The 12,559-nt window shown below is 58.7% G+C and carries 11 protein-coding genes; 9 read left to right on the forward strand and 2 right to left on the reverse strand.

What is annotated here, in order from left to right:
* Positions 1-2: 2 nt before the first annotated feature.
* Positions 3-449, forward strand: a complete 447-nt coding sequence (locus AC6I8P_RS20610) for a type II 3-dehydroquinate dehydratase (protein WP_058758800.1) — start codon at positions 3-5, stop codon at positions 447-449.
* Positions 446-1,375: a 2-hydroxyacid dehydrogenase gene (locus AC6I8P_RS20615; protein ID WP_275029918.1), complete on the forward strand. Its 930-nt coding sequence runs from the start codon at positions 446-448 to the stop codon at positions 1,373-1,375. Before AC6I8P_RS20610 ends, AC6I8P_RS20615 begins: the two co-directional genes overlap by 4 nt.
* A gap of 5 nt (positions 1,376-1,380) precedes the next feature.
* Here AC6I8P_RS20615 and AC6I8P_RS20620 read toward each other — a convergent pair whose 3' ends face one another.
* Positions 1,381-2,343 (reverse strand): LysR family transcriptional regulator, encoded by a 963-nt coding sequence (locus AC6I8P_RS20620; RefSeq protein ID WP_021509493.1) that lies wholly within the window; start codon positions 2,341-2,343, stop codon positions 1,381-1,383.
* A 364-nt stretch (positions 2,344-2,707) separates the two neighbouring features.
* Between AC6I8P_RS20620 and AC6I8P_RS20625 the strand changes: the two genes are divergently transcribed.
* The 4 genes from AC6I8P_RS20625 (at position 2,708) to AC6I8P_RS20640 (ending at position 6,842) form a co-directional block, all read left to right on the forward strand.
* Entirely contained in the window at positions 2,708-3,739 is a 1,032-nt protein-coding gene (locus AC6I8P_RS20625) for a polyamine ABC transporter substrate-binding protein (protein WP_058758799.1), read from the forward strand.
* Between the two features lie 69 nt (positions 3,740-3,808).
* On the forward strand, positions 3,809-4,663 hold the full coding sequence (locus AC6I8P_RS20630) for an ABC transporter permease (protein WP_021509491.1): 855 nt from the start codon (positions 3,809-3,811) through the stop codon (positions 4,661-4,663).
* Between the two features lies 1 nt (position 4,664).
* On the forward strand, positions 4,665-5,483 hold the full coding sequence (locus AC6I8P_RS20635) for an ABC transporter permease (protein WP_498031311.1): 819 nt from the start codon (positions 4,665-4,667) through the stop codon (positions 5,481-5,483).
* A 108-nt stretch (positions 5,484-5,591) separates the two neighbouring features.
* The gene (locus AC6I8P_RS20640; RefSeq protein WP_498031312.1) at positions 5,592-6,842 is read left to right on the forward strand and encodes a flavin-containing monooxygenase; all 1,251 of its coding nucleotides are present in this window, start codon (positions 5,592-5,594) and stop codon (positions 6,840-6,842) included.
* Positions 6,843-7,575: 733 nt separating this feature from the next.
* On the opposite strand, the gene mqo is transcribed toward AC6I8P_RS20640, so the two are convergent.
* The gene (mqo, locus tag AC6I8P_RS20645; RefSeq protein ID WP_021509488.1) at positions 7,576-9,222 is read right to left on the reverse strand and encodes a malate dehydrogenase (quinone); all 1,647 of its coding nucleotides are present in this window, start codon (positions 9,220-9,222) and stop codon (positions 7,576-7,578) included.
* 367 nt (positions 9,223-9,589) lie between these two features.
* Here mqo and leuC point away from each other — a divergent pair, with 367 nt between their 5' ends.
* From leuC to AC6I8P_RS20660, 3 genes are read left to right on the forward strand one after another with little or no spacing between them, the layout of a single operon-like run.
* Entirely contained in the window at positions 9,590-11,011 is a 1,422-nt protein-coding gene (gene leuC, locus AC6I8P_RS20650) for a 3-isopropylmalate dehydratase large subunit (RefSeq protein ID WP_498031344.1), read from the forward strand.
* Between the two features lies 1 nt (position 11,012).
* Positions 11,013-11,636, forward strand: coding sequence for a 3-isopropylmalate dehydratase small subunit (leuD, locus tag AC6I8P_RS20655; RefSeq protein ID WP_058770124.1), 624 nt, complete (start codon positions 11,013-11,015; stop codon positions 11,634-11,636).
* Complete coding sequence (locus AC6I8P_RS20660) at positions 11,633-12,547, forward strand: alpha/beta fold hydrolase (RefSeq protein ID WP_104093591.1); 915 nt, start codon at positions 11,633-11,635, stop codon at positions 12,545-12,547. Before leuD ends, AC6I8P_RS20660 begins: the two co-directional genes overlap by 4 nt.
* Positions 12,548-12,559 lie beyond the last annotated feature (12 nt).

Consider the following 12,559-nt stretch of genomic DNA (forward strand, 5'->3'; position numbering starts at 1 on the left):
CAATGTCTCAGATTTTCTTTCTCAATGGGCCGAATGCCAATCTGTATGGCATGGATCGCCACGGTACCTACGGCAGCGACAGTTTCGCCAGCATCGGCGAGCGCTGTCAGCGGCGCGCCGACGCACACGGCCTCAGGCTGCAGTTTCGTCAGAGCAACCATGAAGGCGTGCTGGTGGACTGGATTCAGGAAGCGCGCCAGCAGGCGGACGGGCTGATCATCAATGCCGCCGGGTTGTCGTATCGCTCGGTACCGATTCTGGATGCGCTGCTGATGTTCGATGGCCCGATCATCGAAGCGCACATGAGCAATATCTGGCAGCGCGAGCCGTTTCGTCATCAGTCGCTGGTGTCGAAAGCCGCCACTGGCGTGATCGCCGGGCTGGGCGCGCTGGGTTATGAACTGGCTATCGATGCGCTGGCGACGCTGCTACAGGAGCCCAGCGCATGACGACGCTGGTGTTTTATAGCGAGTTCGACAGCTTCGAGGCGTGGTCGGCGCTGCTGGCACCACAATTACCGGATGTCACTATCTGCCGTGCCGATCAGGTTGCGGATGCCGATAGCGTGCAGTTTGCGCTGGCGTGGAAGCCGCCGCGCGGCTTTTTTGCCCCGTATCGCCAGCTGAAATTGCTGGTGAATCTGGGCGCGGGCGTCGACTCGCTGGTGGGGCGCGACGACCTGCCTGACATCCCGATCGTCCGGCTATCGGACCCGGATATGGCGCGCATGATGGCCGGTTACGTGCTGTTTGCCGTGCTGCGTTACGCGCGTGACATACCGGCATTTGAGCGCGCGCAGCGTGAACATCGCTGGCACTATCTGCATCCGCGCGAGCCGGCGTCGATTCGCGTGGGCGTGCTGGGGCTGGGCGAACTGGGTGCGTATGCGGCGCGCGAACTGGCGCGTCAGGGCTTTGACGTACGCGGCTGGTCGCGGTCGCCCAAAGCGCTGGACGGCATTCACTGCGTCAGCGGTGCGCAGGCGCTGGATGCGTTTCTGGCCAGCAGCGACATTCTGGTGGTGATGCTGCCGCTCACGCTGGAAACCCACGGATTGCTGGATGCGCAGCGCCTGGCGCGATTGCCGCCGGGCTGCGCGCTGATCAACGTGTCGCGCGGCGCGATTGTCGATCAGCCCGCGCTGACCGCGGCGCTGCAGAGCGGACAGATCGGGCACGCCACATTAGACGTGTTTGATCGCGAGCCGCTGCCGCCCGACGATGCGCTGTGGGGCATGGAAAATGTGCTGATCACCCCGCATCTGGCGTCGGTAGCGATCCCGGCCAGCGCCGCGCGTCAGGTGGCTGATAACATCCAGCGGGTGATGCGCGGCGAGCCGGTGCTCAACCAGGTGTTTCCCGCGCGGGGTTACTGAGCGCGTCAGGCGACGCGCACCACCTGCGGGTCGAAGTAGCTTGGCGCGGCCATGCCGGGAATGTATTGATCGGAGATGAACATGCGGCAGCGTTCGGCGAAGGCGTTGACCACCATCGATTGCTGCACATGGGCCACCGTGGCGTATCCCAGCAACATCGGCCGGTTCACGCCGGCAAGGCGCACGCGGATCACCCGTTTGCCATCCTGCGACAGATTGGCTTTGGGCCGCACATTGGCGATGCCAAATCCCACGCCGTTGGCCACCATCGCGCGTACCACTTCCATATTGCCGGAGCGCATCACAATGTTGGGCGTGACGCCCGCTTCGCTAAACAGGCTGAGAAAATATTCGCGGCTCCACGGCATATCCAGCAGCACCATCGGCACCGTAGCGAGATCCTGAATGGTCACCGCAGACTGACTGGCAAACGGGTGATGTTCGCCGACCATCACATACGGCGGCAGCTGCGCCAGCGACTGAAACGCGATGTCGCTGGCCGGCACCAGATCGTAGGTCAGCGCGATATCGATATCGGCGGCGCGCAGCTGTTTCAGCAGCTGTTCATGATTGCCCTCCACCAGCGTGATGCGCACGCCGGGGAAGGCACGACCAAAGCCAAACACCAGCTCCGGCGTCAGCATCGGCGCCAGCGTGTCGAGACAGCCGACGCGCAGCGGGCCGCGCACGTTGTTCAGCGACTCTGAGGCGATGGTATACAGATTCGACATCTGTTCCAGAATCAGCTTCGCCTCTTTTAATACCTGATGGCCAATGGCGGTGAGCGACACGCCCTGCGCGTGGTGGCGCACAAACAGCTGCACCCCCAGCTCGGATTCGATGTGGGTAATGGCGGCCGAGATCGACGGTGACGACACGTGAATACGTTCGGATGCGCCAATAATGCTGCCGGCTTCGCCGGACGCGACGAAGTATTCCAGCTGGCGCTGGGTGATGCGACTGAGCATGCAGATTCTCCTGGTGTCGCCAGCGCGATCTTGTCGCGCCGGCTTTTCTATTTACCCCTGTTTCCATGCATTTATCATGCCGGACAGCGAATAGCAGCATAATCCCCTGCCTGACCCTTCACGCCCATTCGCTTCTGCCTCACTAAGGCTTAAGAAAATCCGTTGCAAAGCAGCGACTTTTTTAGCGTCAGAAATTCCGATGCAACGGCGAGGAAAAGGCTGTTTTACCGCAGCAGCGGCCAGCGGCAGAATCGCTGTGACACCTGCTTTTCACTTTCGCACTGTTTTGGCGCAGCGCGCCGTGGCGAATCAACGGTGGTTCAGAGCAGCGATAACAGCCTTTTCATTCACTGGGGACAAAAATATGTTGCGTAAGATGTGTGCCTTAACGTTGTTAACCACGGGAATTCTGAGCGCAGGGAATGCCATGGCCGCCGACAAGCTGATTGTCAGCACCTGGGGCGGCAGCTTTAAAGATCTGATCGATCAAACCATCGCTAAAGAGTTCACCAAAGAGACCGGAGTCGAAGTGCAGTTCGTCACCGGCGGCACCATCGATCGCCTCAACAAAGCCAAACTGGCGGGCGGTTCGCCGGAAACTGACGTGACCTTTACCACCGCGCACGTCGGCTATCTGTATGCCAACAGCGGCCTGTTCGAGAAGCTCGACATGAGCAAAATCCCTAACGCGGTCAACCTGGTGCAGCAGGCGAAAGTCAGCCCGTATCATCTTGGCGTGTGGGGCTACGTCTACACCATTGGCTACCGTCCGGATTTGGTGCCGAAAGGGGAAACCTTCACCAGCTGGAACGACCTGTGGAAGCCGGAGCTGAAAGGCACGCTGGCGCTGCCCGACTGGGATCCGAGCCACATCATCGCCGTGGCCGCCAAACTCTCCGGCAGCGATGCGGCGCACTGGCAGCAGGGCCAGGCGAAGCTGAAAGCGCTGATTCCTAACATCAAATCGTTCTACACCGATGATGCCAACAGCCAGCAGCTGATCTCCACCGGAGAAACGCCGGTGCAGGTGATGCTGTCAATGAACGCCTACAGCATGATTGCGGAAGGGGTCAACATTAAGCTGGCGATACCGAAAGAGGGCGCGATCCTCGGCGTGGATACCGTCGGCATTAATAAAGGCAGCAAACATGCCGATCTGGCGTACAAGTTCATCAACATCGCACTGAAACCGGAAATTCAGCAGCAGGTGGCGAAGATCTATCGCGGTAGCCCGACGGTGACCAACGCGCATATCGATCCGGAGCTGGCGAAGCTGCCAGGCATGCTGACCACGCCGGCGCAGTGGAATGCCACCATCAATACCGATCCCCAACTGCGTGCGGAGAAAACCGCCGAGTGGCGTCAGTGGTTCTCTGAAAACATCATGTCTCACTGATTGTCCTGGTGCTGCGGCGGGGCGGGTGCCTCGCCGTAGCCGGTAACACCTATGCAGGCAGTAACGTCCATGACGAAAAAACCGACATTTTTACCCTGGTTCATTCTTCCCGCCACGCTGACCGCGATGGGGCTGGTCGTCGCGATGTTTGCGGTGATGCAGTTCAGCGTGCGTGCATACATCCCCGGCTCGCTGGATGTCGGCGGCTTTACGCTGGCCAATTTCAGTGGCCTGTTCAAACGCATCTACGGCGACGCGTTTCTCAATACCGTGCTGCTCAGCGCCAAAACGGCTTTATTTGGTTTGCTGATGAGTTACCCGCTGGCCTATGCGCTGGTGCGCACCCGCACTGCATGGATCAAATCCACCATTCTGATCATCGCGATTACTCCGCTGTTTCTGGGGGAAGTGGTGCGCACCTATTCGTGGATTATCGTGCTGGGTAACAGCGGCTTTCTTAATAGCCTGCTGCTGGCGCTGGGCATCATCAGCCAGCCAATCCAGTTTATGTTTACCCAGACCGGCGTGGTGGTCGCGCTGGTGCATGTCACCATGCCGATCATGGTGCTGATGCTGGCGACGGCGCTGTCACACATCAATCCGGACTACGAAAAAGCCGCCACCAGCCTTGGTGCCGGGCCGGTACGCGCGCTGCTGACGGTGACCATTCCGCTGTCCATTCCTGGCATCATCGCCAGCCTGACCACCGCGTTTGCCTGGACCTTCAGCGCTTTCGCGACGCCACAACTGATTGGCGGCGGGCGCGTCAGTACCGTGGCTACGCTGGTGTATCAGCTGGGTTTCTCCTCGATGAACTTCCCGTTTGCCGCAGCGCTGAGCATTGCTGGCCTGCTGCTGACCATTCTGCTGCTGCTGGCGCTGAAGCGCATGACGCGCTTCCTGCACGCCATGGGAGGGCACTGATATGACCCGTTCTCACAACGACAAACTGATTGCGCTGCTGGGTAAACTGCTGGTGATCGCCATTCTGGCGTTTGTCATGCTGCCCACCGTCGTGGTGTTTATCTCGTCGTTCAGCAGCACCTCCGTGCTGTTCTTCCCGCCGAAAGGCTGGTCGCTGCGCTGGTTTGAGCGGGCGCTGAGCTACGACGATTTTCGTCACGGCTTCTGGTCCGGACTGATTGTCACAGCATGGGCGTCAACGCTGGCGGTGATCATCGGTGCCACGCTGGCGATTGCCATTGAGCGCTATCGCTTTCCCTGCAAACAGGTGCTGGAGAGCATTCTGCTGTCGCCGCTGTTTATTCCGCATTTCACCATTGGCCTCGGCCTGCTGATGCTGGTGTCGCAGCTCAATCTGGGACGCGGCTATGCGCTGGTGATTTTCTGCCACGTGGTATTAGTGCTGCCGTTCGTGCTGCGCAGCGTCTATGTATCGCTGAAAAATCTCGAGCAGCGGATCGAACTGGCGGCGGCCAGCCTAGGCGCATCGCCGTTGCGCGTGGTATGGACCATTACCGTGCCGCTGATTCTGCCGGGCCTGTTTGGTGGCTGGCTGTTCGCGGCGATTCTCTCATTCAATGAATTCACCGCCTCGCTGTTTATTACCACCCAGGCGACGCAGACGCTGCCGGTGGCGATGTACAACTACGTGCGTGAATTTGCCGACCCGACGCTGGCGGCGCTGTCGGTTATTTATATTGTGGTGACCGCCGTGATGTTAATTATCGCCAATAAGTTTTTCGGGCTGGGAAAAATATTAAACGTTGAGGCCGGGCATTAATTTCGCTGTGCCATTAAGCTGCCGTTAAACATGACAACCTGGTGTTAATCGCCAGCGGCGCAATATTTGCGCCGCGCTGGTGGCATGCCAACTATTCGGGGATGACCTATGTCAGTAGAAAAAATCAATACCGTGATCGTCGGAGCGGGCCAGGCGGGTATCGCCATGAGCGAACATCTGGCGCAGATGCAGATCCCGCACGTGGTGCTGGAGCGCAGCCGCATTGCCGAGCGCTGGCGCTCCGAACGCTGGGACTCGCTGGTGGCTAACGGCCCGGCGTGGCACGACCGCTTTCCTTCGCTGAAGTTTGATAATATTTCACCGGAGGCGTTTCCGCCGAAAGAGCGCATGGCGCAGTATTTCGAGGATTACGCAAAGATGCTCAACGCGCCGGTGCGCACCGGGGTTGAAGTACAGCAGGTGACGCGGCTGCCCGGACGCAGCGGCTTCCGGGTGGTGACGTCGGCGGGAGAATTCGACGCGGATAATGTGGTGGCTGCCACCGGGCCGTTTCAGAAACCCGCGTTCCCGGCCATCGTGCCTGAAGACGCGGTGCCGCAGCAGATCCACTCATCGGCGTACAAGAATCCACAGCAGCTGGCGCCCGGTGCGGTGCTGGTGGTGGGTGCGGGTGCGTCCGGCACCCAGATTGCCGAGGAGCTGCGTCAGGCCGGCCGCGAGGTGTTTCTGTCGGTCGGCGAGCACTACCGCCCGCCACGCGCCTATCGCGCTCGCGATTACTGCTGGTGGCTTGGCGCGCTGGGGCTGTGGGACGAGGTCAAAATCAAGCCGAAGAAACAGCACGTGGCCTTTGCCGTCAGCGGCTATGAAGGCGGTAAAACCGTGGATTTCCGCCGGCTGGCCCATATGGGCATTACGCTGGTCGGCATCACCGAGCGCTGGGATAACGGCGTGCTGCGCTTTGCGCCGGGGCTGGCAGAGAATATCGCCGAAGGTGACAGAGCCTATTTCGAGGTGCTGCGCGATGCGGATGCGTACATTGAGCGCAACGGGCTGGATTTACCGGCCGAGCCGCAGGCGTGGGAGCTGTTGCCGGATCCGGACTGCCTGTTAAATCCGCTGATGCAGCTGGACGTGCAGGCGGTGGGCATCAGCACCATTATCTGGGCTACCGGGTTTAAATTTGATTTCAGCTGGCTGCAGGTGGATGCATTTGATGAACAGGGCCTGCCATTCCACAAGCGCGGTATTTCTGCCGAGCGCGGTATTTATTTCCTTGGCCTGCCCAATCTGGTCAACCGGGCGTCGTCGTTTATTTACGGCGTGTGGCACGATGCGAAATATATTGCCGACCACATCGCGCTGCAAAATGCCTATTCGGATTACGTAAAGTCGTAATTATTTTCCAGGTGCGCATGAATGCGCACCCTACGGAAGATCTACAACGCCCGCACGTACTGTTGTCTTGCAACCTTTGAATTAGCACGATAAATCGTGCCGCTACACCAGGTGCGGCTGGAAGGTGCAGTAATCACAGCGCGCACAAACCGTAGCGGCGCAATTCATTGCGCATTGGGCAGCAGCGCAGCGGACAACCAGCACGATAAATCGTGCCGCTACACCAGGTGCGGTTGCAAGATGCAGTAATCACAACGCGCACAAACCGTAGCGGCGCAATTTATTGCGCAACAGGCAGCAGTGCGATGGACAACCAGCACGATAAATCGTGCCGCTACAACAGGTGCGGCTGGAAGGTGCAGTAATCACAACGCGCACAAACCGTAGCGGCGCAATTTATTGCGCATCGGGCAGCAGCGCAGCGGACAACTAGCACGATAAATCGTGCCGCTACACCAGGTGCGGTTGCAAGATGCAGTAATCACAACGCGCACAAACCGTAGCGGCGCAATTTATTGCGCAACAGGCAGCAGTGCGATGGACAACCAGCACGATAAATCGTGCCGCTACACCAGGTGCGGTTGCAAGGTGTAGAAAACACAGCGCGCACAAACCGTAGCGGCGCAATTTATTGCGCAACCTGACATAGCAATCATCAGATTCCAGACAAAAAAATGCCGGTGGGCGACTGCTCGCGCACCGGCATCGGTTCGATTGACTCAGCGATGGCGTATTACAGCGCCATATCCTGCTTGGCGGACTCTTCGCGCGGTTTGGCCTGCGCAGGTGCCGACTGCTGATCGTCCATGTTAATCACTGGCGGTTTGGTCAGCTGCAGCACGGATGCGGTGTTATCCCATACCTGCTGGGTCAGCGCGGTGTTGCCGTTCAGCTTCTGGCCGAAGCTTGGCACGATAGCGCGGATCTTCTGCTGCCACTCCGGTGACGCGAACTGCTGCGGGAACAGCTTCTGCATCACGTTCAGGGTGATCGGTGCCGCAGTAGATGCACCCGGTGAAGCACCCAGCAGGGCCGCCACGGTTTTTTGCTGATCGGTCACGATTTCGGTACCCAGCTTCAGCACGCCGCCTTTCTCAGCATCTTTCTTGATGATCTGCACACGCTGGCCGGCCTGAATCAGTTTCCAGTCCTCTTTACGCGCGTTCGGGTAGTACTCTTTCAGCGCGGCAAAGCGGTCGTCATCGTTTAGCATCACCTGACCAATCAGGTATTTCACCAGGTCAAAGTTATCGATGCCCACGTGCGTCATCGGCATGAAGTTGCTGGTGGTGGTGGCACTCAGCAGATCAAACAGCGAACCGTTCTTCAGGTATTTGGTCGAGAACGTGGCAAACGGCCCAAACAGCACCACTTTCTTACCGTCGAGGTTACGGGCATCGATGTGCGGTACCGACATTGGCGGTGCGCCTACGGAAGCCTGACCATACACTTTCTGCAGGTGACGGCTGGTGATTTCAGGGTTTTCGGTCATCAGGAACGAACCGCCCACCGGGAAACCGCCGTAGTTATCGGCTTCAGGAATACCGGTTTTTTGCAGCAGCTTGATCGCCGCACCGCCCGCGCCGATGAATACGTATTTCGCATCCACTTCACGGTTTGCGCCGCTCTTCACGTCTTTGATGGTGACGTGCCAGGAGTTGTCGCTGTTGCGTTTGAAATCGGTGACTTCAGAGGAAGTTTCCAGCTTGAAGTTCTGATCTTTCTGCAGGCTGCCGATCAGCTGACGGGTAATTTCACCGTAGTTCACATCGGTACCCACCGGCGTCCAGGTGGCGGCTACTTTCTGATTCGGATCGCGACCTTCCATCACCAGCGGTGCCCACTGCTCGATCTGCTTGTGATCGGTAGAGAACTTCATGCCCTGGAACAGGGTAGTTTTCTGCAGCGCCGCATAGCGTTTGGTCAGGTATTCGACATTTTTGTCGCCCCAGACAAAGCTCATGTGCGGGGTGGAGTTGATGAACGAACGCGGATCGTGCAGCACGCCACGCTGTACCTGGCTGGTCAGGAACTGGCGGGTAATCATGAACGATTCATTGATTTCCAGCGCCTTACTCACATCGATGGAACCGTCTGCACGCTCTGGCGTGTAGTTCAGCTCCATGTTGGCAGAGTGGCCAGTACCGGCGTTATTCCAGCCGTTGGAGGATTCCAGCGCGACGCCGTCGAGACGCTCAACCATCAGTTGTTTCCAGCCCGGTTGCAGCTCCTGCAGCCAGGTACCGAGCGAGGCGCTCATGATACCGCCGCCAATCAGCAGCACGTCGGTTTTTTCTGGTGCGTTCTCAGCGTGAACCGCTGAAGAGACAAGCAGTGCCGTCAGCGAAAGCGCGGACACAAGTTTTTTGGTCTGAGTCATGCCAGTCCTGTTTATTCTTTGCAGATGAACGTTAAAAATTCGGTTGGCAAATTAAAAGATTGTTACGAAAAGATTAACTTGTTTTTAGTTAATTAACTATTGATGGCAATTAATTAACTTTCATAAAAGCGGGATGGCGAAATAAACGGCAGGAATACAGCAGAAATGCGGGAAAAAGCAACAATATATCCGCTAACGGAGCGCGGTTATTATTTATAACGACGGGCACGACTTAGGTCAAATTAAATCCGCTGCCGCGATGACAAATCATGCACTATCACTGCACGGAGCGTGTTGATGATCTGACGCCGAATGGGTTTACCCTAAGGTCTCTGATGACTTGTTTAACTTTCGCGTGGACATGAGCATGGCGGGCAAAACCCTGTATGAAAAGCTGATTGAACAGCATGTGGTACGTCACCTGGACGATGAGGGGCACGTGCTGCTCTATATCGACCGGTCAATCCTCAATGAATACACCAGCCCGCAGGCGTTTAGCGGTCTGCGCGACCGGTCGCGGCGCGTGCGCCATCCGGCCACCATTCTACTCAACGTTGACCACGTGAACCCGACGCGGCCAGTGCGCGATGCGGCGATGACCGACGCTGGCGGTCAGCTGCAGGTCGATTACTTCCGCAAAAATGCTGAACACTTTGGCATCGAGCTGTTTGACGTGCTTGACCCGCGACAGGGCATTGAACATGTGGTGGCGCACGAGCAGGGGCTGGTGATGCCGGGCATGGTGATTGCCGCCGGCGACAGCCATACCACCACTTACGGGGCGTTTGGTGCGCTGGGGTTCGGCATCGGCACCTCGGAAATCGAGCACCTGCTGGCGACACAGACGTTGATATATCGCACGCTGAAAACCATGCGCGTTGAAGTCACCGGCGAGCTGCCGTTTGGCTGTGCCGCCAAAGACATCGTGCTGGCGTTGATCGAACAGATTGGCGCATCCGGCGCTACGGGGTATGCGATTGAGTTTTCCGGCAGCGCGATCGATGCGCTGAGCATGGAAGGGCGTATGACGCTGTGTAACATGGCAGTGGAAGCCGGCGCGCGCGGGGCGATTATCGCGCCGGATGACAAGGTCTACGCTTACATTGCCGGCAAACCGCAAATGCCGGTGGGCGAACTGTGGCAGCAGGCGCTGGCCGAGTGGCGCACGTTGCGCAGCGATGATGATGCGGTATTTGACCGGCAACTGACCATTGATTGCAGCGATCTGGAACCGAAAGTCACCTGGGGCATCAGCCCGGATCAGGCCTGCGCCATCAGCGGCCACGTGCCTAATCCGGCTGACGAACCCGATCTGGTGAAACAGCAGGCGATGAAAAATGCGTTGCACTACATGGGGCTGCAAGCCGGCACGCCGCTGGCCAACATTGCCATCACCCACGCGTTTATCGGCTCCTGTACCAATGGGCGCATTGAAGATTTGCGCGCCGCGGCAGCGGTGATTGGCACCCGCAAAATCGCGCCGCACGTGCGCGGCATCATCGTGCCGGGCTCAACCCAGGTGCGGCAGCAGGCGGAGGCGGAAGGGCTGGCGGCCATCTTTATCGACGCTGGCTTCGAGTGGCGTCAGTCGGGCTGTTCGATGTGTCTGGCGATGAACGAAGATGTGCTGGCACCGGGCGATCGCTGCGCATCGGGCACCAATCGTAACTTTGCCGGCCGTCAGGGCGCGGGCGCGCGTACTCACTTAATGAGTCCGGCGATGGTCGCCGCCGCTGCGCTGGCGGGCCATCTGGTTGATGTTCGTCACTATCTGCAATCCGGGGTTTAATATGCAAGCTTTCACTACCATCACCGGCAAGCTGGCACCGCTGCCGGCTGCTAACATCGATACCGATGTGATTATGCCCAAGCAGTTTCTCAAAGGCATTGACCGGCAGGGGCTGGACCGCGGCGTGTTCTTTGACCTGCGCTTTCTGGCCGACGGTGCACCAAACCCTGATTTCATCCTCAATCAGCCGGGCTGGCAGAACGCGACGTTTTTGCTGGTCGGCGCCAACTTTGGCTGTGGCTCCAGCCGCGAACATGCAGTGTGGGGGCTGAATCAGCTGGGCATCCGCGCGATTATCGGCACCAGCTTCGCCGGCATTTTTGACGACAACTGCCAGCGTAACGGCGTGCTGACGCTGAGCCTGAGCGAGGCGGATTATCAGCGTCTGAGCGCGGTGGCCGCCGATGCGCAGCGCAACACCATCAGCGTGTCGCTGGAGCAGCAAACCATTCAGTTCGCGGATGAAGTGATTCACTTTACGGTCAGTGCCCTGAAGCGCGAAATGCTGATCGGTGGCGGCAGCGCGGTGGACTGGACGCTGCAATATGAAGCGGATATCCGCCAGTTTGAAGCGCAGCACTTTGCGCAGCGCCCGTGGCTGCAGCGCACCAGGGAGCAACCATGAGTAAGATTATCGATCGCGGCCCGTCGCCGTTTATCGCCGGTTTTACCCTGCAGGATGTGACGCTGGATAATGGCGTTACGCTGCGCGTGGCCAGCGGCGGCAAGGGCACGCCTTTGCTGATGCTGCACGGCCATCCGCAAAATCATCTGGCCTGGCGTAAAATCGCACCACAGCTGGCGCAGCATTATCAGGTGATCCTGCCGGATTTGCGCGGCTACGGTGACAGCAACAAGCCCGCCAGCGATGCTGAACATCTGCCGTATGCCAAACGCAGCATGGCACAGGATATCAGTCAGCTGATCGACGCGCTTGGCCTGCAGCGCGTGGCGTTTGTCGGCCACGATCGCGGCGGGCGCGTCGGGCACCGGCTGGCGCTCGATCATCCGGAGAAAGTCAGCTGCTGCGTGTTTGTCGATATCGCACCCACTGCCACCATGTACGCGCTGACCGATCAGGCGTTCGCCACGCGCTATTTCTGGTGGTTCTTCCTGATTCAGCCGCACCCGCTGCCGGAGACCATGATTGGTCACGATCCGGCGTTCTTTTTGCGTAAACACATTGATGGCCAGCTGAAAACGCCGGGTGCGACCGAAGCGGCGATATTCGAAGATTATCTGCGCTGCTATCAGGATCCGGCGATGATCCACGCGGTATGTGAAGATTATCGCGCCGCCGCCAGCATTGATTTGCAACACGATGCCGCTGACAGCGACCGGCGCATTGCCTGCCCGCTGTTACTGCTGTGGGGCGAAAAGGGCACGGTCGGTCAGCTGTATGATGTGGTGCACACCTGGCAGGACAAGGCGCTGCAGGTGCAGGGCGAGGCGTTACCGTGCGGCCATTCACCGCAGGAAGAGGTGCCAGAGCGGTTTCTGCACTCGCTTCAGCGCTTCCTGGGATCTGTGTTATAACCACGTGGCGTT

Source organism: gamma proteobacterium symbiont of Lampromicra miyakona (genome assembly GCF_059730895.1).